Genomic DNA, 21,525 nt, shown 5'->3' on the forward strand with positions numbered 1-21,525 from the left:
AAAAGTCTGCAAAAGATGCCATTGATAATACCATCAAAAACATCCGGGGCAACTACCGCCCTAGGCCAAGCATTAGTTGTTAATATCCATGGCCTGCTCAAGTTGGGCCGGCGTTAGGCTTTGTACTAGTTGTAAGGGCAGGGGAGCTTGACTCATTCTTTGCACTGCTTCATCCGTCAAATACAATGCCGAATCACTATTTTGCTGGAGATAAAGATCAAAGAAAGCTAATCCTAAACTTTTTAGGTAGGTATAGGCTAAATCCTGGCCAGGGCCAACAATTTTTTCCGGCAGATTTTCCGTACCTGCAATGAAGGACAAATGGGTCGCATTTTGCACTAAGAGCAGATATTTATCCGTGTCCTCAATCAGGGAAAAGGGAATGATTTGTTCCGGCACTGGTGGAGCAAAAATATCATCACTACCGGCCACAATCAGGGTGGGTACGGCCAGGTTTTTCATGCCATCGGGGCCAAAAATGGGGTTGGTGACGGGGTTAATGGCCAGCACAGCTTTAATCCGTTTATCCTGGAGGTCGGAGAGGGGTGGGGCACTATCTACCCCCTGGCATTGCCAGAGTAGGGCGGGGTTGAGGTTGATTTGGTTAGGCTGGTTTAACTTTTCGCATTCTTGGAGCAATGCGGGCCATTCCAAACTGGCTCCTCCACTGGCGATCGCCGTGTAGCCACCGAGGGAGTGACCCAAAATTCCCACATTGTTAATGTCAAATTTGCCCTGCCAAGCGGGGTCTGTGGCCGCTTTTTGAGTCAGGGTATCCAGCACTAAGGTGACATCCTTGGGTTGTTCTAGCCAGGCATTGGGATTGGGAAACGCATCTAGGCCCTGGAGGGAATCCTGCATCCGAGCTGCATCACTTTCGGGAAAATCAATGCCGGCGATCGCAAAGCCATAGGAAGCCAAATGATCGGCAATGTAGGTAAAGGCCTGAAAATTAGAATTTAAGCCAGGGGCAATCACCACCAAGGGAACAGGCTTAGTGTTGCCCTGGGGTAGATAAACAAAAACTTTGACTGGTTGACCGTCGGGACGGGGGATGGTGAGATTAGTGGTTTTCCATTGTTGTGGTCCAGGCTCAGCCAAGGCTAAGGGTTTTAGGTTGGGGGGCACGGGGGGAGAGGGACTGTCCTGTTTGCCCAACCAGGTAAAAATTCGATCAGTGGCTTGGTATAAACTATCCGCTTGGTCAATGGTATTTTTAAAAGTATCTAGGTTTAAAACCAAGTCTGAGCCGCCATAGGCATTAATAACATCGATAATTTTAAAGCCATCAGGATTTTGGGCCGCCGTAATAATTGCCCCTTCCAAAAAGGGTTGACTTTCATTGGTTGGAGCGGCAATAATATAGCTCAATTGTTGGGCAATTTCCTTGCCAAAAGTTGTATTAAAAAACCGAAAAGCTTCTATGGAATTGAGCTTAAAAGAATGGTTTAATAAACCACGAAATTTTTCTAGTTCTTCCGGCTTGAGATGTTGGGTATAAAATTTGAAATCTGGGTCGATGGTGCCAGTTTCAGCAAAAGTTGTCAGGCTTTGCACAGAAATATCAAATTGTCCCAGGGGCATAATCGAAAAGGTGATGGTTTCTGCCCCTTTGATTGCCCTTGGTGAAGCTAGGACCAAAAAACTGGAGGTAAGGGCAATTCCTAAAAAGCGTTTGAAGTTAATCATGGCATCAGAAAAATAAATTGTTAATTAATCTGGCAATAAAGTGATAGATCAGTTGGGGAGGATATTTTTTGAGGTTATCCAAAACTGTTTTTTAAGGAAGTTGTTCAAAGCCGGCCACTTCTGCCAAGGTGTATAGGGGCCGCCCTTTTACTTCATCGTAAATTCGGCCAATGTATTCTCCTAAAATGCCAATGCAAATTAGCTGAACCGCACCAAAAAACAGATTGGCAATTACCACTGTGGCAAATCCATCTAAAGGGGAATTGGTTTGGAACAGCCGCCAGTATAAAACTAATACCATCATAGCCATGGCCAGGAGAGCGGCTAAAAGCCCTAGATAGGTGGCCAAACGCAGGGGCACAATGGAAAAGGAAACCAGACTATTGATAGCTAAACGGAGGGATTTGCGAAAAGTGTATTTCACCTCCCCGGCATGGCGAGGATCCCGTTCAAATTTAACACCGGTTTGGGGAAAGCCAACCCAAGCCCTCAATCCCCGAATATAACGATTTCTCTCCGGCATGGCGTTGAGCAAATCCACCACCTGGCGGTCCATTAGGCAAAAGTCTCCTGTATCGGCCGGAATTTTTACGTCCGCCAATCGTTGCAACAGTCGGTAGAATCCATAGGCCGTTAGCCGCTTAAACCAGCTTTCTTGACGACGTTTGACCCGTTGGGCATAGACCACGCTGTAGCCTTCTCGCCACCGTTCCACCAATTGGGGCACCAATTCGGGGGGATCCTGCAAATCTGCATCGAGAATAATCACCGCCTGGCCCCGGGCGAAGTTTAACCCCGCCGTCACCGCCACCTGATGACCAAAGTTACGGGCAAAGCTAAGGTAACAGACCCGTTTATCCTGGCCGTGCAAAGCCCGGATCATCTCCAGGGAACGATCGCCACTGCCATCATTAATCAGCACTAATTCCGTACTTCCCAATTGATCCATGACCGCCTTCAGTCGATCATATAACACGGGAATATTATCTTCTTCGTTATAAATCGGCACAATCAAAGAATACATTGGCCCCTGGCGATCGCCATTGTAAACCCTGATGTCAGACCGGCCTGGTGAATTTGTAGCCATGGTGAAAGGGGATTGTCCTGTGGGTTTAGCCCCAAAAGTCGAACCAAATCATTGGCCGAACTCCAGACGGGCTTGTTCTACCAAATCCACGGTGACCTCATCTAGATCGGCCTGCCGAGCCAACTGCTCAATCCGCTGACGGGCTTGCACCCGGGCAAAATAGGGGATATTCTTCAACTTTTGCCGGGCTTCGGGGGTCCAGGGTAGGGATTCTTGCCACTGCATGGATTGATTGCCTCCGGGTTTGCAAGGGGGAGAATTGACTATATTTTCTCATTGAATAAACCGCTCAATCTTTCCACTTCACTCTGGGCAGTATACATGGGGGTACCGGCCAGAATTCCGGTGACGTTGCGGAAAGGTTTGCCAATGTGCATCCCCTTATGGTCGATGGAAAATTCCCGGATATCTTTATCGTGCATGGAGCCCCGCATTTTCAGCACCGTAATTCCCCGACGCATTTCGCCATACATTTCCACATAGCGCAAAAGAATAATCGAATCGGTAATGGTGGAAATATGGGCATCGGTGATGGAAGCTCCCCCTAATAAATTGGGGGTAGTAGAAGTGAATAAACCGCCAATTTCCTGTTGCTTAATAAAGGAAGTTAGGCCGATGATAAATTCGCGAAAACTTTTCAGGGTGGAAACCCGTTCTAGGGCGGAAAGACTATCCACCGCCACCCGATTGGGCTTAAATTCTTGGATAATATCCTTCATCATGATCAGATGATTTTCCAAGTTGGTGGTTTCTGGATAACGACAAACCACTTTTAGTTTGCCTTCCTTTTCCATTTGTTTGAAATCCACTCCCCAGCCGGTGGCGTTACGAATTAACTGCTCTCGACTTTCCTCAAAGGCAAAGACTAAACAGCGTTCTCCATTGGCCACCCCTCCGTCCATAAACTCAGTCACCATCAGTGTTTTACCAGTGCCCGTAGCGCCGGAAACCAGAATAATGGAATCCCGGAAAAAGCCACTGCCGCACATGCGGTCTAATTCTTCACTACCGGAGGTGATGCGGATGTCGGAGGATTTTTGCTCGAGCTCGATCGCCGACAGGGGAATGATAACAATGCCCTTTTTGTTGATGATGGTGAAGGGAAATTCGCCCTTTTGGTGGTCGGTGCCACGGTATTTGAGAATTTCAATGGTGCGACGGCGTTTTTCATCGGCTAGAACGTTGCGGACAATAACCACGTTATCGGCCACAAATTCTTCCACCCCGTAGCGACTAATTTCACCGTATTCCTCCACCCGTTCTGCGGTCATAATGGCGGTGACTTCCAACTCCCGTAGGGCAGAGGCCAGGCGAAACAGGTCACTCCGTACCTGGGCACTGTCGGTGAGGTGGCTAAAAATTGCCCCCAAGGAGTCGAGGGAAATGCGGCTGGCTTTATATTTGCGGACAGCGTGTTCAATGCGGGCTATCAAGGCCCCTAGGTCATATTCGCCGCTGACAATGGGGCGATCGCCTGGTTGGGGAGAAGCATCGACAAAAACCCACTTACCTTCATTTTCCCATTGCTGAATATCCCAACCAAAACCCCGCATATTTTTTCGTAGGGCCCTGGGAGGTTCCTCAAAAGTGACAAAAACACCATTTTCCCCACGGTGTATACCTTCCACCAAAAATTGACAGGCAAAAATAGTTTTAGAACTGCCCGCTGTCCCGGCAATTAAGGTGGCGCGGCCGAGGGGGAGACCGCCATCGGAAAGAAAATCAAAGCCTGGAATACCCGTCTCCAACTTCTCAATGCCATCTATCCCTTGCTCTAACATCCGTTCACCGCCACTTATTCGTATTCGGAACCAACGGGAATTATACCAGTGTTGACAATGCCACCGATACCACCGATCTCAGCCGGGGGGCAATGATAGAATTTGCACAAGTTAATGGAAAGTGTTTATGATTCCGGCTTGGCTGTGGATTGGGTTGATCGCTTTTGCCCTGGCCTTTGTGTGTAACCGTCTATCCCCCAGGGATTTGCGCTGGTTCAATCGCCTACGTCGCCCCCCTTGGCTAACCTTCGAGTGGGTCATTCCCTTCATTTGGATTGCTATTTTCATTGCGGGAGCGGTCTCCGCTACCCTGGCCTGGAATGCAACGATGGACCCTGGGCACCGCTGGGGACTGATGGTCGGCTATCTTTTGCTGGAGTTGACCATCATGGCCTATACCCCCGTCATGTGCAAGCTTCGCAGTTTGCGGGTGGGCAGTATTATCGGTGCTACGGGTTTCTTTGTCGGTCTGGCCCTGGCGATCGCCGTTAGCCAAGTTTCCACCACTGCTTTTGGTTTTTTGGTACCATTTTTAATCTGGAGTCCCATTGGCACCTATGTTACCTGGGCCATGATCCCCCTCAACCCAGGGGAAATTTAGCGACTAGGGCGTGAAAAAGTTTATAGCAAAAGGCCTGGGGAAAATGAGGTTGGTTTGTTGATGTTGTCCCTCCGAGAGGATTTCATCGGATTCATAGGATATTGAGACGGGCATTAATCGCCCTCAACACCAAAAATTCCCAGACAAAAAGAGAATGGCCTAGGTTTTGATCTTCCACCGCCTGGATCTGGTTTTTGATGGCTTGCAAATCGAAAGGTTTAGCTTTGATGCCGGTGTAAAGGCCAATGCCCACAGGCACGTAACGGGAGGCGGTATAAATGCCAGAGTTGGCAACGGTTTGTTGAACTTCCGCCGGACTAGACCGGTAAACTTGCACGACGACTTCGTCAATGATGCCCTGTCTGACCCAACCGAGCCAATCTTGGTTGTACTCGTTACGGGAAAATTGGTAGGGATTAGGGGAAAGACTTAGTGCCAATTCAGGATTTTTAGCTTTGATGCGTTCATGAACTTTAGCGGTGAGGGCAGTTAAATCCCGCTGGCGATCGCCAAATTGCCGGGGCACAGCCCAATGGTCATCTAGTTGAATACCGGCTAGGGATTGCTCTTGGAGAATGTCGTCAATGTGACCGAGGATGTAGGCCTGCACTCCGGGGTGGGCGGGGTCTAACCAGACCATGGGAATGCCATGATTTTCAATCACCTGCTCACCGTTGGCCATGGTCAATAGCCAATCTGGATTATTTTTAGCAACGGGATCGTATTGGGGCAACATTAGGCCATATTCAAACCAAGCGTAGGGTTTGACGCCCTGGCGGCGGGATTCCCTGGCCATGGAAGCCATGGGATTGATCAAAGGCAGTTTGGGAATTAGTTCCCCCCGTTGTTTTGTGGCATAAAGTTGGCCCCGCAAACCGTAAACACTGAAATAAACCCGGTCATAGCCCGATTTACTGATATGGTGCAGGGTTTCATCCAATAGGGTGGTGTAGGTTAATGCCATGGTGCCCACATCGGTAAGCCAGACCCCCCGCATATGTTTGGGCGAGTTAGCCGTACGGGACGGAGCCCGGTGGCAAGCCCCTAACATGAAGATAATGCCCACCAACAGGGCCGGCCACTTGGCAAATTTGAGTAATTTTTTCATCTAGGCGATCGCCATTGGGACAACTAAATTAATTAAGAACGGGAAGGGGCATGTAAAACCGTGGGTAACTTGCGTAAATCCCCTGTGCCTTCCAATTCCTGCACGAATAAATAAAACAGCCACCGTTCCTTTTCCTGTTCCTCCAACAAAGCCTGTCGTTGGGCATCGTAGGTAAGCTCTGGTATCTCTAGAATTGGCGCTGGTTCTGGAGCTGGGGGAAGCATTTCAGGTGCATCATCAAGTCCAGGGGGAATTTCGGGGACTCGATTGACAATGGAGCAAATTTGACATCCTCCTCTGCCTAAAGCCAGAGGATTCCTGCTTCATCGGGTTTGTCTAGCTTAAAAACATCTCTGTTCAAAAGCCCCGTCCAGATTCCCCTCCACAGGCATCTTTTTTAACGTCCACGATGTGCCTCACCGCAGACCGAACAAATCTTTAGTTTATCTTTTCCCATTCCTAGACTATGACGCCCCTGTGTCCAGGTATTTCCTTTTGGTCATGCATTCTAGATGGCGGGAATAGCCAACCTTGCCTCTCTTTGCACACTTGGGTGCATGGGTCCTTTTAGTTTAACAAAAAGCCGTCCTAAAGGACGGGGTTTTAGACCCAGTTTTTTGATAAATTCAGCCATTAAAGGCCTTGTTGTCTTGTTATATCGCCCCGGTGGAAATTGCCTTTACCACCCAGTCAAACGGTAGCGTGGAGCAGATGAAGTAAATTTCCTGTAATTCACTTCTGCTCAATACCTCAAATATTCAGCCCCATGGTGAATAGCTCAAGCAAACTAAATATAAGTTCTTGAATACTGCATTCCAGGTCGGTTCTAAGTCGATGAAATTAGTAAAACTCTCTTAATTTCGACCTCGAATTAAATCTCGAATAGTCAGCTTTTGTTCAGCGGTGTTACCAGAAAAAGTTCTTTCTGCCACCAGCTCAATTTCTACCCCTGTACCGGGCTCCAAATCCTTAGGGGGAATTGGTAACTGGCCAATATCAATGGTGAACTGATTGCCATTAACTGTGACCAAGTTATCTTCAATTTCACCTTCATAGCGCAGGGTATAGGTGGAGGGGGGACGAAACCGGGGATCTTCATTGGTCACTCGATACCTGAGCCTAAACTTGGTGGCCATCAAATTGGACTGATTAGCTTCATCCACCAGAGAGAGCTGTAAATTATTGCCACTACCGGATAATGTTAAACGTCCTAAACTGGTGGCATCCCCTTCCCACATGGCATTGTAAACCACAAATTCTGTGACATTATTTCTCTGCTGTGTGGTCCCTTCTAGCCAGAGATTGCCTGGTAACTCCGGAGCAATTTGGTTATCTTCAGTCAGGGTTAAACTAACATTGGTGTTAGCAAAACGCTCAAAAGGTTGGGGCGCATTCCACACCACCAAAAAAGACCTTTCTATGCGGTCTAATAGGATTAAATATTCGTCGGCAATGACGGAGCCTGGAGCTAATAGCTGGGCCGCCCCTGGGCGGGTTTCCCAAATATTTTTAGATAGATTAAAGCCCTGATTTTTTAACACATCTAAGCTCACCGTGGTCCCGGGTCGATCCGGCTCTAAGGGCCGGTCTAGATTCAACACCGTCAACCGTCCAGTTAAACCGTCCTGCCCCGCAATACCCGATCGCCCGTCTCGGCCATTCAGACCATTAAAACAACGGAATTCCTCGGTGGAACAACGGTAGCCACTGTCCCCCGGACGACCGGAACAAGTTTCCACTGTCCAATAGGGTTGGCTACATTGACAGGCCTGCCCCCCAGTTCCCCCCAGACCAGGGGATCCCCCTTTCCCACCGGCGGCCCCGACAAAAATTTGGTTGAGGCTGTTGAGATTGCGAGTGTAAATGGTTATGGAACCGCCATTGCCACCGTTACCTCCATTACCTCCATCCCCACCATCACTGCCATTGGCCATTTGCACATCTTGCCGTTGACTGGTGTCCAAAGCGGGGCAATTGGCCGGAGATCCTTCTGCACCGGGAGTACCTGGAGCCCCATCCCTACCGGCCAAATTAAGGGTCATGGGAGAACCATCGCTGAAAACCGTGAGGTTATCGGTGTCGGCACCGTCCTGGCCATCCACACCCCTAGCCCCTGGTGCGCCGACGGAACCAACATTTCTCCTTTGACTGGCTTGGGCCAAAAGTAGGCATTCTCCATTGGTTAAAGGGGTGGCGGTTAGGCTAGGGGCCACTAGATTGAGGGGAATAGCCAGGGCCAAAATGGAGGCAAAACGCAAATTAATTCTCCTTGCAATGCAAAAACCAATTGGAAATTGTGGCACAGGTTTAAACGGAAACCAAGCTAATCTCCTTGACTGGGGGACATTGGGGGTTGGTTCCGCCCTAAACCATCTGGGGCTTGGCAATCTGAGTTTACCCTGGGAGCAAAATTCCCAATAAGATCAATAACAATCCCCCTGTCCAAGCGAGAAAAAGCGGATAGCCAATTAACATTTGGTCTTCCTCATTGGTGATGGTGGCAAACTGCAACTGGGGGGATAAACCCCGCACCACCATGCCACTGACTTTCACGGACCCCAAGGCGATCTCCTCTAAGCGGGTCTGGGGAGAACGAAAGGGGGGTAATAGTCTGGTCCAAAAGGGATAGCGCACAGGAATTACCCCGGTGCGGTCGTGAAAATACAATTTCGGTGCCCGCCAAACACTGGCTTGCACCAAACGGAATTTGCCCTGCCAATTAACCTGAGTGCCCCAGATAGGACTCAAATTAGCGTCGCTAAGCACACTTAGTACGGTGGGGGCGGCCACTTTTCTGTGTCCTAAACTTTGCCAAGCGGTACGGAGTAGAATCCCCGCTCCTAGTCCCACCAGTATGGCTTGGGGGAGGGATAACTTCAAAGTACTATCTTCCTGTTGAATCCACCAACCTAAGCCCAGGGCAAACCAAAGGGGCAACAGCCAAATAAATACTTCCAGGTAAAAGAATATAGTTCTTTTTTTTGCTTCTTCGAGGGAGATTTGCCGACGGCTGAGTACAAGGTTATATTCCGTGTCCAGGTCTAACTGTTCGGCATAATGGCTCAACACCTGGAGCCGCTTGCCCAAAAGGGGATGGGAGCTACACCAAGTAATGATGCCCCGCCAAGGACTGCCCCAGTCCCAGAGGAGTAGATTGCCTACCATTCTCGGATCAAATCTTTCTCCCCGCTCACAGGCCGCCGCTGTGTAGGCATCATAGTTAGCAAAATTACGCATTCCCTCCAGAAACAAAGCGGGTTTCTCCGCCTGTCTTTCTTGCTTTACCAAAGCCCTGGTCATTTTCACCAGGGCCCGGATCAAGGCATTGGGATTACCGGTGTAGTTGACGGAAAAATGGTCAGCGTAATATTCCCTTGTGCGGGCAAAGTAATGGTTAGCCCCCTGATTAATGCGAAACAGGGCCAAGCAAATCCAGACCAACGGGGCGATCAATATCTTGGCGATCGCCGGCCAGGAACTCCGGGCCATTTGTAGCTCACAGTATAACCAGTAGAATATTTGGCCCCAACCACTCATACAGGTCAATAGGGCACAATCCCGGCGGACAATGTGGGCCAACTCATGGCCCAGGAGGGTGGCAATTTCTTCGGCGCTCAGATAACGAAAAATCCCCTGGCTGAGCACAATACGACTATTTTTTTGTTGCACACCATAGGCAAACATAACCGGACGATTATCGGGAATAACCCCCAGCTTGGGAATGGGAAAAGTTTTGGCTCGGGCTACCCGCAACATCAGTTCTCCGGCTTCGGGGCTATATTTTTGCACTGCGCCGAGGTTGACCCATTCAGCGCCATAAATGCGCCGGTTGATCAGATCCATCATGGGGACGCTGTAAAACAAAGCGAGGAAATTAACCGCAATCCCCAGCCCTAGACTAATGGCCAGCAATTTTTGCCACTGTCCCTGGGCCAACCACCATGCCAGCGGTGTCAACAGTACAGAAGTGGTTAAAAGGGGAACCAACAGGCCCACACCAAAAATAAAAGGCAAACTATCGGCCACCCTGGGCAGGGCCACCTTAACCCGACTATTTTCCGCCCGACCAGCTTTCAAGTCAGTGGACAGGGCATCCTCTTCCCCTTCTCCCTCATCAGCATTTTCCTGTTTCAAGAGCATGAGCATCATTGTCTTGGCCCAATTTTCCACCTCCGGGTCGGGATTTCGGGTCAGGTATTCACACAGTTCCCTAGACTGCTCAAATCTTCCCAAAGCTCGATAGGCCCGCACCAAAGCCATCTGAGCTTTGAGAAATTCGGGGGATTCCTGGTTGGGTACCCGGCGACAGACCATTTCCAAAGCTTTGATCGCCGACTGATATTCTTGATTTTGGAGGGCCTTAAGTCCCTTTTGGAGGGTCAGGGCAATTTCATGGGCATTCATGGGAGCAAAAGCGGGGAAACGAGAGCAGAGGAGCCGGAACCAGTATGAAGGCAAAAATTCCATTCTCCCACCCCCAATATGAGCCATGGAAGAGTGTTTTGCTTAATTTTTGTTGCTATTATCTGTGTGATTTGCGGTGGGGACATCCTGTTAGTCCAGTTCCTCGCCGATAGTTTTTATTGCCCAGATTGTCCTATTTTCGGCACAGACAGGGACCCTAGCCGTTGATGCGGGGATTTCCCGGCATGGTTTTGATAAAGTGTTGGAGCAAGTATTTTCCGGGAAAGCTCAGTGGATTCCGAGATTAATCATAGTGGTGGTTTGAGTGCCCCTCGTCCAAGGGAAACTTCACTCAATTTAGCTCTCTACCGGGGTTTGAAGTGGGGAGTGGTGCGGCCCTTGCTCCATGGATTGTTCCAGGCTCGGGTGTATGGTCAGGAATTGGTGCCAACCCAGGGGCCAGCCTTGGTGGTGAGCAACCATGCTAGTTACTTTGACCCACCATTTTTGTCCTGTGCCATGGCCCGACCGGTGGCTTTTATGGCCAAGGAAGAATTATTTAATGTGCCCCTGCTGGGCCCAGCCATTCGCCTCTATGGAGCTTATCCAGTGAAACGGGGCAGTGGCGATCGGGGGGCATTGCGGGCCGCCTTGACAGCCCTGGGGGATGGCTGGTTAGTGGGGGTATTTCTGGAGGGAACTAGAACAAAGGATGGTCGTATTCACCAACCGAAATTGGGGGCTGCCATGATTGCGGCCAAGGCCCAAGTACCCATTATTCCAGTTAGCTTGGGGGGGGTAGAGCAAATTTTCCAGCCCGGTTCCCCCTGGCCCCATCCTGTGCCTTTAACCATTCGCATTGGGAAGGCGATCGCCCCGCCGGTCAAGAATAAGAAACCCGAATTGGAAGCGGTAACTAAAGCTTGCCAAGCACAAATTCACCAAATGCTGGATTTAGGCAGGGATTAATAACGGTATCCAGAGGGGGATTTTCTGTGGAAAACTATTGCTAAAAATGTGGAAAAAGTTACTTTTATGGGGAAATAGACTACCCAACTAAGCCTCTAGATCTGCCAACTGTCCTGGGGCAATGGCCCCCTGTTCCGTAATGATGGCGGTGATTAAACTGGCGGGGGTGACATCAAAAGCGGGGTTATAAAATTCTGCTCCCTCTGGGGTAATGCGGATCGATCCCGGTTGGTAAATTTCCACCGGGTCCCGTTCTTCAATGGGAATTTGACTGCCATCATCCAAGGCAAAATCCACAGTGGATAATGGGGCGGCAACAAAAAAAGGAATGGCATGCATTTTTGCCAACACGGCTAAACCATAGGTGCCAATTTTATTAGCCGTATCACCATTTCTGGCAATGCGATCAGCTCCCACCACTACGGCGTCAATGCGTTGTTGTTGCATGCAATGGGCCGCCATATTATCGGTGATGAGGGTGACGGGGATGCCCGCTTGCACACATTCCCACACTGTTAACTTCGCTCCCTGCAATCTAGGTCTAGTTTCGTCGGCATAGACCCTGGCCAATCGACCCGCAGACCAGGCGGCCCGGATAACCCCGATCGCCGTACCGTAACCAGCGGTGGCCAAAGCACCGGCATTGCAGTGGGTGAGAATGGTTAACTGCTGGGGTTCCCTTGGTAGCGCCTCGAGTCCTGCTGCCCCGATCGCCTGACAAGTACGGAGGTCATCGAGTTGGATTTGTTGGGCCTGGGAGAGGAGATTGGCCTTAACTTGTTCCACATTTTCGCCACTGTGGTAAGCCACATTCAACATTTGATCAATGGCCCAGAATAGATTTACCGCTGTAGGCCGGGTTTGGCGTAACTGGTCCGCCACAAATTCCAACTGCGCCACAAATTCTCTTAATTCCGTCGTTTGAATTCTCCTAGCGCCCAAATACATACCATACGCCGCCGCTACCCCAATGGCAGGTGCCCCCCGCACTACCATGGATTTGATGGCGTGGCCCATGGCCTCATAATCGGCGATCGCCACTTCCGTGTATTCCAAAGGTAAACGGGTCTGGTCAATGAGAATTACCTGATCATCTCGCCACTGTACTGGATAAACATCGACAAAATTAGTAGATTGGGTCATGTTCAAAGTAACTTCTTAACAGAGCAATAAATAGAAAATTGTTTCCCCTGCTAATCTTAGCTTCTCACCTTGCTCAACCATGGACATTTTTAATAATTGGCAAATTATTGCCAAGGGTTGGTATATTGTTTGTCCCAGTCAGACGTTACGGCATGGCCAAGCTAAATCCATAACCCTTTGTGGGCAAAAGATTGTCGTATTTCGGGGCCAAGATGGAAAAGTACGAGCTTTACACGCCTATTGTCCCCACCTCGGCACAGACTTAGGTTTAGGACAGGTGGAAGGCAACTGGATTCGCTGTAACTTTCATCGTTGGGCCTTTGATGAAACGGGTAAATGTCGCCATATTCCCTGCCAGTCAACAATTCCCTCCAAAGCAAAGTTAGCATCCTATGCCACCGCTGAAAAATATGGCTTTATTTGGGTTTTTCCAGAGGCCATTGCCCCCAATGATTTACCAGAATTTGACGAGCTTCAGGGCAAAAAACTGATCATCCAAGCGGATAAAGTCTTTGAAAGAAAGTGTCACCATCATATTTGCATGATGAATGGTATTGATGCCCAACATCTGAAGACAGTCCATCATCTTGATATCAAAATGGATTTATCCCTGCGGCAAAATGAATCAGGAACTCAAATTGATTTCACCATGAAAGGCAATGTGCCAAACACTACTTTTAGAGAAAGTTTAATACACTATTTTTTGGGAGAAACCTATGAATATTCCATGCGCTATGACAATGGTTGCATCGGTTTGTTGACTATTATGAAAAATGTCCGTTTTTTTCCTCCTCTACACATGATCTATGCTTACACGCCTCTGCCCAGTTTACAGGCTGATGGTGTTAATCCCGAGTTGAGTAAAATCCGAATTCAACCTATTTACGTTACCGCAAAACGCCCTGGTATTATGGGTTATTTGGTCAGTCACTTTCTCTTATTTTGTACAAGATTAGCTTACTATTTTCTGCGCCATGAAGATGGTTTAATTTATGACAATATTAAATTTAAGCCAAATATTTTATTGAGTGTTGATAAACCACTAGCCCACTATATTAATTATGTGAACCACCTAGAGCCTTCAGCTTGGTCAAGGCAAAGAAAAACTGGATAGTTTCCCATTTTAATAATATTTTTGCCTCTAATTTAACTATATTTAAATTTTGATTGAATTGCTCCCACCATTTGCTGGGTAAAAAATTGTGGAGCAACATTTCCCACCGATGTCCCCTGCATTTCCCCCAGAAGATGGCATCAATAATTTTTCGCACGGTCGACTTTTTCGGGCAACGGAAACCATGGGATCATGAGTCCAATTAGAAAAAATCCCCTGAACTCCAATAACTAAACAGGAACGGATATAAATTTTATGGAGCTAAGCGGGCTCGAACCGCTGACCCCTTGCATGCCATGCAAGTGCTCTACCAACTGAGCTATAGCCCCGAGTCACAGTATTTCATTGTGCTGAAAGTGGTGCCCATTGTCAAGCTTTTTGCCAAGATTATTATTGCGCCCCTCTCTCCAGTCAGGGTCAACGGCGATCGCCAGGGAGATATTTACCCTCCCGGTTGGGACTAGTCACCATAGATAATCCCGATGCCCAAACCATGTAAAATACAGGGTGATTGTTAAGTTTTTTTAACAGAAAAAGCAAACGGAGGTTGCCATGGAACGCACATTTATCATGATCAAGCCCGACGGGGTACAACGGCAATTAATTGGGGAAATTGTTGGTCGTTTTGAGAAAAAAGGCTTCAAATTAGTCGCCATGAAGGTGATGACTGTTTCCCAGGAATTAGCAGAAAAACATTACGAAGCTCTTAACGATAAACCATTCTTTTCTGGTTTAGTGAAATTTATTTGTTCTTCCCCTGTGGTGGCCATGGTGTGGGAAGGCGATTCTGTGGTTTCCACTTCCCGCCAAATGATTGGGGCCACGGATCCCCATGCCGCCGCCCCTGGCACGATCCGCGGAGACTATGGAGTTTCCGTCGGGCGCAACATCATCCACGGTTCCGATGCCATTGAAACTGCTAAGCGGGAAATTGCCCTCTGGTTCAAGGAAGAAGAAGTGAATGAATGGCACGCCACCCTCAACCCTTGGCTATACGAGTAGATTATTCCCGTAGCTTTTTGCTTAACTGCCATGGCGATGGAAGTGCAACTGTTGTGGGCCAAAATTCCCTTCGTTGGTCGCTGGGCTGTCCACTATTGGTATGTGGTCGGCGATCGCCATGGTCAAAGTTTAGAAAATTTACAAAGATGGGAAGTGTGGCAACGGCGAGAGTTGAAGTCCCCCAGTTGGGGTCATCTCCACCAAAATTTGCTGACTCCCTATGGTGGGGTAGGTAACGGCCCCAGTTTTTTGGCCCAGCACTGGTCTGGTGCCCTTGGCGATCGCCTGGGGGAAATTATTCTTAATAGCCCCCAACTCTATCCCCACTGTTACAACTATCGTTACTGGCCTGGCCCCAATAGCAACACCTATGCCCAATGGGTGCTAGAAAGAGCGGAAATTAATTTTGATCTAGGCTGGCGGGGAGTAGGCCGGGGCTATGGCCAATCTATCTTTTCTCGGTTTTCCCATGGACATCGCCAGTTGGAACGTTAACTCTATTCGTAGTCGCCAACAACATATCCTTGATTGGTTGGGCACAAACACCGTTGATGTGCTTTGCTTGCAGGAAACTAAGGTGGTGGATGAAGATTTTCCCCGGCAACCGTTTGAAGCGGCGGGCTATCATTGCCACATCTCTGGGCAGAAATCATATAATGGCGTGGCCATTTTCAGCCGTGAACCATTGCAGGATGTGAAAATTGGCTTTGCGCCCCTGCTAGGGTCAGAAGTGACGGGGGATTTGGATGAGCAAAAACGGGTCATAAGTGGTGTTTACATGGGTGTAAGAATTGTTAATCTCTACGTTCCCAATGGTTCCGCCCCGGACAGTGAAAAATATTCGTATAAACTGCGTTGGTTAAAAACGCTGAAAACCTATCTCCATAACCTGAGCAAGAGCGATACACCGGAATTTTTAGTCTGTGGGGATTTCAACATTGCCCCAGAGGATCGGGACATTCATGATCCTAAAGGACGAGAAAATCACATTATGGCCACCCCTGTTGAACGACAGGCCTTAAAAGATGTGTTGGCGATCGCCGATTTGCAGGATGCTTTTCGCAAATTTACCGAAGAAACGGGCCATTACAGTTGGTGGGATTATCGCACTAGGGGCTTTAGTCGCAACCGGGGTTGGCGCATTGACCACCATTACCTAACCCCAAAACTCTACGCCCAAGCCCAACGGTGTTGGATTGACCAAGAACCCAGAGGTTGGGAAAAGCCCAGTGACCATGCTCCGGTGGTGGTAACCATCAAGGATTAGCTAGCTTCAAGATGAAGATCCTTTCGCTTTACGGGGGGCCACGGGGGGACTATTTTCATTGATATACCAACTTAAAACTCCCCCGGCGATCGCCGCCGCGGCCAAAAATAACAACACCGGGGTGAGACCAAATAAGCTTTCCGCCACCCCCGCTAGGGCCAAGGGCAAAGACAGGGCGATATTATTGGCATTATTTTCCAAGCCAAATACTTTGCCGTGAAATTCCGGGTCCGTTTCCACCTGCATCAACGTTTGCATCGGCACCCCCACCATGGCAGCGAAAAAACCCATGATGGTGATGGTGACAAAAGTCAGTACTAAACTATGGTCAAACAAGGCCAATCCTGCTAGACAAACCCCCATACCCAGGGAGCCCCAGAGTGCTAATTCCGTGGGGGAAAACCGCTGGCCAATGTAGCCAATACTCAGGGCCCCGATCGCCATGCCCAAACCACCAAAAGCTAGCAAAAAGCCGAATTGGGAAGCCTTCAACCCTGGCAGATGGGCTGCCATACTCACCGCCAATACAGACAGAGCAGCGAAAATGGAAAATAAAATTAACAACTGAATCAGGGCGTTGCGTACCCGATGATTTTCCTGGAGATAACGGATGCCATCCTGAATATCACTCAGTACGTGGGGGTGAACCAAATCGGGATCGGCCTGTTTTTCCCCCGTTTTCAGCATTAGCAAGACAATGCCCGCCACCAAGTAACAACTCGCCACTACCAGCACTGGTCCCACATCTCCAGCCCGGGGAAAAAGACTATCCGCCAAGGTAAGCAGGGGTTCCCCAATGGCAAAACCAATGATCAACACCCCCATCATGGTCAGGGTGGTGAGGGAATTGGCCGCCAATAGATTCCGCCGTCGCACCACCAAGGGCGTGGCCGATTGCTCCGCTGGGGCAAAGAACTGGGTCAGGGTGGACACCGCAAAGGTAACCGCCAACAAAATCGCAAAACCCAATGGCAAAGCAAAGTACTGGTGTTCCTCTGTCTGCCAACGACGCAGAAAACTAGGCAACCATCCCACCGGCAGATTGATATCATGGCGATCGCCAACCCAGAGGAGGAAAGGCAACAGCAAAATTAAAAGGCCCCGACAAAAATTGCTAATCACCAACACCTGTTTTTTTTGCCAACGGTCAACGTAAACCCCCGCCAGGGAACCAAATAGCACCGCTGGAATGGTATTGGCGATCATAATGGCCGACACCCAACCGCTGATGGACTGATTTTCCGCCTGGTAATGGTTGGCGATCAGAGCAATCATCAAAACTAGATAAAACTTATCGGCCAACTGGGAAAAGATTTGACCAACCCAGAGAAACAAAAAACGGGAATTTCTTAAAACCGGGCCAAAGCCTTGATTTGCACTTAGCAACTTAGATTCCATGCACAGGGGGTAGGACGAAAATACTCAACCAACTCGTTGGCCGCAAGATTATCTGCAAACTCCAACGGCTAACTATTCTATTCTCCCAAACAGCGACCGGATTATCGAACCTTCTCCAAGAGCCTGTTTGATTGTTAGATTGGTATCTTCCAATCGTTCTAGGGGAGGGGGCTTGTGTCCCATTTTTTTGTCGTGGGCGTAATTATCGCATTACGACAAGCCTACCAAGGTTTCTAATCGGGCCAAGACTTCCATCATAGTTTCCGTAGGAGCCTCTTCCACAATTTTTGCATTTCTGGCTTGGCAATCCACCGCTCTTATTTGATCTACCAAAACCACCCCTTGGATTTCTAAGTCGGGGGGAAGTTTAACCTCAAAAGGCCAGCCCTTGATCCTGCTAGTAATGGGGCAAATCAGGGTAAGTCTGGAAATGCGGTTATAGTCTGTGGGGGAAATAACCAAGGCTGGGCGATCGCCCGATTGTTCACTACCAATGCGGGGATTAAGCTCCAGAAAAATGATATGGCCCCGTTTGGGAACGATGCCGCTAATCTTTACCAAGACTCTTCCCCTTGGGCATTCCCCCAATCAACTTCGGCGTGTTGGTTTTCCGGTTGGGCCCCATCGAGTAACTCTGCCAGGCTATATTTTGGTCGGGCTAAAGACAGAATAACTTGTTCGTCTTTCGCCGTAATGGCAACCTGTTCCCCTTCTTTCCAGCCAAATTGCTGGACAATGGATTGAGGAAGTCGAATGCCTAGGGAATTTCCCCATTTGGTGATTCTTTGTGTGATCATTTTGGCGATCGCCCTGCACGACGTTTATACATTTAATATACGTGAATACACGTTACGGCGGCAGGGACAGGTACTCCAAAATGCTAACAACAGGAGTTAGTCGGCAAAAATATATTTCCTCAGATCTTCGGGATTCGGTTCGGGACTAGACTCCGCAAAGGTTAACGCATCATCAATCACCCCTTGAATGCGTTTTTGAATTTCCTTCAACTCTTCATTGCTGGCCAACTCGTGTTCCGTTATGAAGGCGGCAAATTTTTTAATGGGGTCCCGGGCGGCCCAAAATTGTTTTTCTTCCGCAGACCGAAGTTCATCGGGATCCGCTAAGGAGTGCCCCCGGAAACGATAGGTCAACGCTTCGATCAACGTCGGCCCTTCCCCAGCCCTGGCCCTAGCCACCGCTTCCGTTGCTACCTTATGCATTGCCACCACATCCATGCCGTCCACTTCTACTCCGGCCATATTGAACACACTGGCTTTTTTGTAAATTTCCGGTTGGGAAGTGGCCCGCTCATGGGCCATGCCGATCGCCCATTTATTGTTTTCCACCACAAACAGAATGGGTAATTTCCAGAGGGCAGCCATGTTTAGGCATTCAAAAAATTGGCCGTTATTGCTGGTGCCGTCCCCAAAAAAGCAGGCCGTGACTTGGTCGTAACTGTCATCTTTTAAAACTTGCCGGCGGTACTTGGTTTGAAACGCTGCCCCCAGGGCCACGGGAATCCCTTCCCCAATGAACGCAAATCCCCCCAGCAGATTATGGGCCGAGGAGAATAGGTGCATAGAACCACCCCGCCCCCGACTGCAACCGGTTTCTTTGCCGAACAGTTCCGCCATTACTTCCCTCGCTGGGACCCCGGCACTAAGGGCATGGACGTGGTCTCGGTAGGTACTGCAAACATAGTCCTCATCCTGGCGCATGGCCTTGATGATGCCGGAAGACACCGCTTCCTGGCCGTTGTAGAGGTGGACAAAACCAAACATCTTGCCCCGGTAATACATTTCAGCGCATTTATCCTCGAAGAAGCGACCCAGGACCATGTCTTCGTAAAGGACTAGGGCCGTTTCTCGGTCCAGGGAAATTTCTGCGGTGTTCAATTCAGGCAAAATGCGTTCTGAAACCATAGTACAATTTGCAGTAGGTGGAATGGAGGGCAGGTTTACACCCCATGGTAGATTCTAAGCGAAGTCGGTCAGCCCCATCTAGTCGGGGTAGGATAGAACACAATCTGATCACTCTGGTCTTTGAGCATTGTGACCATTCCATTGGTAATCGGTAGTTCCCATGTCTAGTTCCCGTGGCCCCTACAAGAGTCGTCTTTTTACCAATCTCAATCGCCAATCCCAACGGTTGCGCGATCGCCTGGGGGAAACGGTGCGTCATCTGCGGGTGGCGGCGGAATGGGGCGTCCAGGCTTTGATGTATCCCTTTTACTGGCTGTTACATCCAGAAAAGTGGTTGGGGCCTGTGTTAGGGGGCGAGGGGAATCAGGAGAGAAGGGCTTTACCCCCCGGCCTGGATGGAGACAAGGTTAATTCCGAGGATAGGTGGCCTTTGGCGATCGCCGCTGACCAACCCATTGAAACGGTACTTACTTCCCTGCAAGCTTGGTTTGACCATGTTGAGGTGAACCAAACAAATCAGGGTTTAGTTTTAGCTCAAGATTTCTCCGTTTTAATTGATGATCAATCCCTTGGGGAAGATAACCTTTCCGTTCATAACCAAGACCTAGCTTTACCCGCCCAGCCAGAAAAGCCGGCTTTACCCCCCAGCAATAATCCGTCCCCACTAGCTAAATTTGGTGAACAGGTAAAAAATATTTTTCGCTCTGGTAACGATGCCATTGTCATTCAAGGTTTAGCTTCCCGTTGTGGCGATCGCCGTTTAGTGCTGACCACCCAAGACAATTTAACTCTGGATGTGTTTTCCCCGGAGCAACAGCAACAATTGCAACAACAAATCCGGCGGGAGTTGGCCCAATGGCATTATCAACGTCGTCGGCAATGGGCTTTGCAGGCCAAACAATGGCGGGGTATCCCTCTAATTAGCGGCAGTGATAACAATGGGCAAGGAGAACAGAGGGTAAAGGTACTTGCCCCCCTGGATTGGCTCTGGCAGGGCATTTACCGTTGGCAAACCAGACCCGCTTTACCTTCATCTACTGCCATTGTTCCAACTAATACCGTCCAGGCTAATGTAGCAGGCATTAAAGATTGGCTGGGGCAAACAAATCGCCATCTCAAAAATTTAGGACAACAACCAGTCATTGAAGCCACCGTAGTTAAATCCCAACAACTGTCCCAGCAAATTGTGGAGGTGTTGCCCCCCACAGTGCAACATCTAGGACAAGATTTACAGCACCGGGTACAACAAACCCTGGAGCAATTATTCAATCCCGATCGCCATCCCGCCAATGCCCCAGACCCGTTTGAGTTGAAAGTGATTCTCCAAGCGGCGATCGCCTACTTTTTTGGTCCCCAGGGCAGTAATTCAGCCCAATCCTTGGGAGGAGAAGGGGTAAATAACCCTGCTTTACCAGGGGAACATCAAAGTCCGTGGTTAGCTTGGGAAGAATTGTTTGCCGATTTACCCATGCCTGCTATAGTTATGCCTCTCCTCGACCAAAGCAGTGGGACATCAGCGGTAATTAGTGGGGGCGAGCATGGGCAGTGGACAGAAGAAACCATTGAAAATTCCCATAATTTTGCCCTATCAGTTGCAGGCAAAAATCCCCAGGCGATCGCCCCTAGCCGCCGTCGCAGTAAACGCCCTGGCCGGAAAAAATCTGCCTTAGTCAATTCCGTTTCCCCTGGTGCTCCTGGGATGGTGGTGCAAGATCCCTGGTTGGAGGAGGATTGGGGTTTAGATGAAAAAGTTTTGTCTGATCAAGGGGAGATTAAACTAAAAGGAAAATTGCTTCACTCCAGCGGGCAAATGGCCAACCAGCGGCGATCGCCCCAGGATTTGGAAACCGCCTTTGATTGGATTGAAACCCAGGCCCAGAGTTTGGGTTATGACAAACACGTTTTGGTTTGGTGCTTGGAATGGCTTGACCGCCTAGTGTACGGCCTAGAACAATTACTGGAAAAAGTCTGGCAATGGCTCCGGCAAAAATTCGGCCAGGGAACGGGGAAAGCTGACATTTTGCCCCCTTCTCCTTAAGG

At 49.2% G+C, this 21,525-nt stretch carries 21 protein-coding genes and 1 tRNA gene; 8 read left to right on the plus strand and 14 right to left on the minus strand.

Annotated elements, in window-relative coordinates:
• Positions 1–72 precede the first annotated feature (72 nt).
• The 4 genes from IQ217_RS07045 to kaiC all read right to left on the minus strand — a co-directional run bounded on the left by IQ217_RS07045 (position 73) and on the right by kaiC (position 4,557).
• Entirely contained in the window at positions 73–1,689 is a 1,617-nt protein-coding gene (locus IQ217_RS07045; RefSeq protein ID WP_194019402.1) for an alpha/beta hydrolase, read from the minus strand.
• Between the two features lie 91 nt (positions 1,690–1,780).
• Entirely contained in the window at positions 1,781–2,776 is a 996-nt protein-coding gene (locus IQ217_RS07050) for a glycosyltransferase family 2 protein (protein WP_194019403.1), read from the minus strand.
• Positions 2,777–2,824: 48 nt separating this feature from the next.
• Positions 2,825–3,001, minus strand: coding sequence for a PCP reductase family protein (locus IQ217_RS07055; protein WP_010873230.1), 177 nt, complete (start codon positions 2,999–3,001; stop codon positions 2,825–2,827).
• Positions 3,002–3,039: 38 nt separating this feature from the next.
• Entirely contained in the window at positions 3,040–4,557 is a 1,518-nt protein-coding gene (gene kaiC, locus IQ217_RS07060) for a circadian clock protein KaiC (RefSeq protein ID WP_190596921.1), read from the minus strand.
• 121 nt (positions 4,558–4,678) lie between these two features.
• Here kaiC and IQ217_RS07065 point away from each other — a divergent pair, with 121 nt between their 5' ends.
• Positions 4,679–5,158, plus strand: a complete 480-nt coding sequence (locus tag IQ217_RS07065; RefSeq protein WP_338116532.1) for a TspO/MBR family protein — start codon at positions 4,679–4,681, stop codon at positions 5,156–5,158.
• Positions 5,159–5,249: 91 nt separating this feature from the next.
• On the opposite strand, the gene IQ217_RS07070 is transcribed toward IQ217_RS07065, so the two are convergent.
• The 4 genes from IQ217_RS07070 to IQ217_RS07085 form a co-directional block, all read right to left on the minus strand.
• Positions 5,250–6,266, minus strand: a complete 1,017-nt coding sequence (locus IQ217_RS07070; RefSeq protein WP_194019404.1) for a glycoside hydrolase family 10-like protein — start codon at positions 6,264–6,266, stop codon at positions 5,250–5,252.
• Positions 6,267–6,298: 32 nt separating this feature from the next.
• The gene (locus IQ217_RS07075; protein ID WP_194019405.1) at positions 6,299–6,490 is read right to left on the minus strand and encodes a hypothetical protein; all 192 of its coding nucleotides are present in this window, start codon (positions 6,488–6,490) and stop codon (positions 6,299–6,301) included.
• A gap of 630 nt (positions 6,491–7,120) precedes the next feature.
• Entirely contained in the window at positions 7,121–8,524 is a 1,404-nt protein-coding gene (locus IQ217_RS07080; RefSeq protein WP_228023962.1) for a collagen-like triple helix repeat-containing protein, read from the minus strand.
• Positions 8,525–8,660: 136 nt separating this feature from the next.
• Positions 8,661–10,670 carry a M48 family metallopeptidase gene (locus IQ217_RS07085; RefSeq protein WP_194019407.1) on the minus strand — a complete coding sequence of 670 codons (2,010 nt, stop codon included), beginning with the start codon at positions 10,668–10,670 and terminating at the stop codon, positions 8,661–8,663.
• A 291-nt stretch (positions 10,671–10,961) separates the two neighbouring features.
• Between IQ217_RS07085 and IQ217_RS07090 the strand changes: the two genes are divergently transcribed.
• The gene (locus tag IQ217_RS07090) at positions 10,962–11,639 is read left to right on the plus strand and encodes a 1-acylglycerol-3-phosphate O-acyltransferase (RefSeq protein WP_194019408.1); all 678 of its coding nucleotides are present in this window, start codon (positions 10,962–10,964) and stop codon (positions 11,637–11,639) included.
• 87 nt (positions 11,640–11,726) lie between these two features.
• On the opposite strand, the gene mtnA is transcribed toward IQ217_RS07090, so the two are convergent.
• Positions 11,727–12,782: an S-methyl-5-thioribose-1-phosphate isomerase gene (mtnA, locus tag IQ217_RS07095; protein WP_194019409.1), complete on the minus strand. Its 1,056-nt coding sequence runs from the start codon at positions 12,780–12,782 to the stop codon at positions 11,727–11,729.
• Positions 12,783–12,861: 79 nt separating this feature from the next.
• On the opposite strand from mtnA, the gene IQ217_RS07100 reads away from it, so the two are divergent.
• Positions 12,862–13,896: an aromatic ring-hydroxylating oxygenase subunit alpha gene (locus tag IQ217_RS07100; RefSeq protein ID WP_194019410.1), complete on the plus strand. Its 1,035-nt coding sequence runs from the start codon at positions 12,862–12,864 to the stop codon at positions 13,894–13,896.
• Between the two features lie 256 nt (positions 13,897–14,152).
• Here IQ217_RS07100 and IQ217_RS07105 read toward each other — a convergent pair.
• A tRNA-Ala gene (locus tag IQ217_RS07105) sits at positions 14,153–14,225 on the minus strand.
• On the opposite strand from IQ217_RS07105, the gene IQ217_RS07110 reads away from it, so the two are divergent.
• From IQ217_RS07110 to xth, 4 genes are all read left to right on the plus strand, one after another.
• Complete coding sequence (locus IQ217_RS07110; RefSeq protein ID WP_194019411.1) at positions 14,193–14,360, plus strand: hypothetical protein; 168 nt, start codon at positions 14,193–14,195, stop codon at positions 14,358–14,360. The two genes, IQ217_RS07105 and IQ217_RS07110, sit on opposite strands and share 33 nt — an antisense overlap.
• 88 nt (positions 14,361–14,448) lie before the next feature.
• Positions 14,449–14,898, plus strand: coding sequence for a nucleoside-diphosphate kinase (ndk, locus tag IQ217_RS07115; protein WP_190596940.1), 450 nt, complete (start codon positions 14,449–14,451; stop codon positions 14,896–14,898).
• Between the two features lie 30 nt (positions 14,899–14,928).
• A complete protein-coding gene (locus tag IQ217_RS07120) occupies positions 14,929–15,393 on the plus strand; it encodes a DUF3750 domain-containing protein (RefSeq protein WP_194019412.1) in 465 nt (154 codons plus the stop codon).
• A complete protein-coding gene (gene xth / locus IQ217_RS07125) occupies positions 15,368–16,165 on the plus strand; it encodes an exodeoxyribonuclease III (RefSeq protein WP_194019427.1) in 798 nt (265 codons plus the stop codon). Before IQ217_RS07120 ends, xth begins: the two co-directional genes overlap by 26 nt.
• Positions 16,166–16,171: 6 nt before the next feature.
• Here the strand turns inward: xth and IQ217_RS07130 are convergent, their stop codons facing one another.
• The 4 genes from IQ217_RS07130 to pdhA form a co-directional block, all read right to left on the minus strand.
• Entirely contained in the window at positions 16,172–17,563 is a 1,392-nt protein-coding gene (locus IQ217_RS07130) for an MFS transporter (RefSeq protein WP_194019413.1), read from the minus strand.
• A 210-nt stretch (positions 17,564–17,773) separates the two neighbouring features.
• The gene (locus tag IQ217_RS07135) at positions 17,774–18,124 is read right to left on the minus strand and encodes a type II toxin-antitoxin system PemK/MazF family toxin (protein ID WP_194019414.1); all 351 of its coding nucleotides are present in this window, start codon (positions 18,122–18,124) and stop codon (positions 17,774–17,776) included.
• Positions 18,118–18,360, minus strand: coding sequence for an AbrB/MazE/SpoVT family DNA-binding domain-containing protein (locus tag IQ217_RS07140; RefSeq protein ID WP_190596951.1), 243 nt, complete (start codon positions 18,358–18,360; stop codon positions 18,118–18,120). The genes IQ217_RS07135 and IQ217_RS07140 overlap by 7 nt, the downstream gene beginning before the upstream one ends.
• 96 nt (positions 18,361–18,456) lie before the next feature.
• Positions 18,457–19,485: a pyruvate dehydrogenase (acetyl-transferring) E1 component subunit alpha gene (pdhA, locus tag IQ217_RS07145; RefSeq protein ID WP_194019415.1), complete on the minus strand. Its 1,029-nt coding sequence runs from the start codon at positions 19,483–19,485 to the stop codon at positions 18,457–18,459.
• A gap of 160 nt (positions 19,486–19,645) precedes the next feature.
• On the opposite strand from pdhA, the gene IQ217_RS07150 reads away from it, so the two are divergent.
• On the plus strand, positions 19,646–21,523 hold the full coding sequence (locus IQ217_RS07150; RefSeq protein ID WP_194019416.1) for a hypothetical protein: 1,878 nt from the start codon (positions 19,646–19,648) through the stop codon (positions 21,521–21,523).
• Positions 21,524–21,525 lie beyond the last annotated feature (2 nt).

This window comes from Synechocystis salina LEGE 00031 (assembly GCF_015207985.1).
GTDB classification, from domain to species: Bacteria; Cyanobacteriota; Cyanobacteriia; order Cyanobacteriales; family Microcystaceae; genus Synechocystis; species Synechocystis salina.

Bases quoted from the DNA above. Each gene is read 5' to 3' on its own strand.
- IQ217_RS07045 (WP_194019402.1), bottom strand. From the start codon at position 1,689: ATGATTAACTTCAAACGCTTTTTAGGAATTGCCCTTACCTCCAGTTTT.
- IQ217_RS07050 (WP_194019403.1), bottom strand. From the start codon at position 2,776: ATGGCTACAAATTCACCAGGCCGGTCTGACATCAGGGTTTACAATGGC.
- IQ217_RS07055 (WP_010873230.1), bottom strand. From the start codon at position 3,001: ATGCAGTGGCAAGAATCCCTACCCTGGACCCCCGAAGCCCGGCAAAAG.
- kaiC (WP_190596921.1), bottom strand. From the start codon at position 4,557: ATGTTAGAGCAAGGGATAGATGGCATTGAGAAGTTGGAGACGGGTATT.
- IQ217_RS07070 (WP_194019404.1), bottom strand. From the start codon at position 6,266: ATGAAAAAATTACTCAAATTTGCCAAGTGGCCGGCCCTGTTGGTGGGC.
- IQ217_RS07075 (WP_194019405.1), bottom strand. From the start codon at position 6,490: ATGCTTCCCCCAGCTCCAGAACCAGCGCCAATTCTAGAGATACCAGAG.
- IQ217_RS07085 (WP_194019407.1), bottom strand. From the start codon at position 10,670: ATGAATGCCCATGAAATTGCCCTGACCCTCCAAAAGGGACTTAAGGCC.
- mtnA (WP_194019409.1), bottom strand. From the start codon at position 12,782: ATGACCCAATCTACTAATTTTGTCGATGTTTATCCAGTACAGTGGCGA.
- IQ217_RS07100 (WP_194019410.1), top strand. From the start codon at position 12,862: ATGGACATTTTTAATAATTGGCAAATTATTGCCAAGGGTTGGTATATT.
- IQ217_RS07110 (WP_194019411.1), top strand. From the start codon at position 14,193: ATGCAAGTGCTCTACCAACTGAGCTATAGCCCCGAGTCACAGTATTTC.
- ndk (WP_190596940.1), top strand. From the start codon at position 14,449: ATGGAACGCACATTTATCATGATCAAGCCCGACGGGGTACAACGGCAA.
- IQ217_RS07120 (WP_194019412.1), top strand. From the start codon at position 14,929: ATGGCGATGGAAGTGCAACTGTTGTGGGCCAAAATTCCCTTCGTTGGT.
- xth (WP_194019427.1), top strand. From the start codon at position 15,368: ATGGACATCGCCAGTTGGAACGTTAACTCTATTCGTAGTCGCCAACAA.
- IQ217_RS07130 (WP_194019413.1), bottom strand. From the start codon at position 17,563: ATGGAATCTAAGTTGCTAAGTGCAAATCAAGGCTTTGGCCCGGTTTTA.
- IQ217_RS07140 (WP_190596951.1), bottom strand. From the start codon at position 18,360: ATGATCACACAAAGAATCACCAAATGGGGAAATTCCCTAGGCATTCGA.
- pdhA (WP_194019415.1), bottom strand. From the start codon at position 19,485: ATGGTTTCAGAACGCATTTTGCCTGAATTGAACACCGCAGAAATTTCC.
- IQ217_RS07150 (WP_194019416.1), top strand. From the start codon at position 19,646: ATGTCTAGTTCCCGTGGCCCCTACAAGAGTCGTCTTTTTACCAATCTC.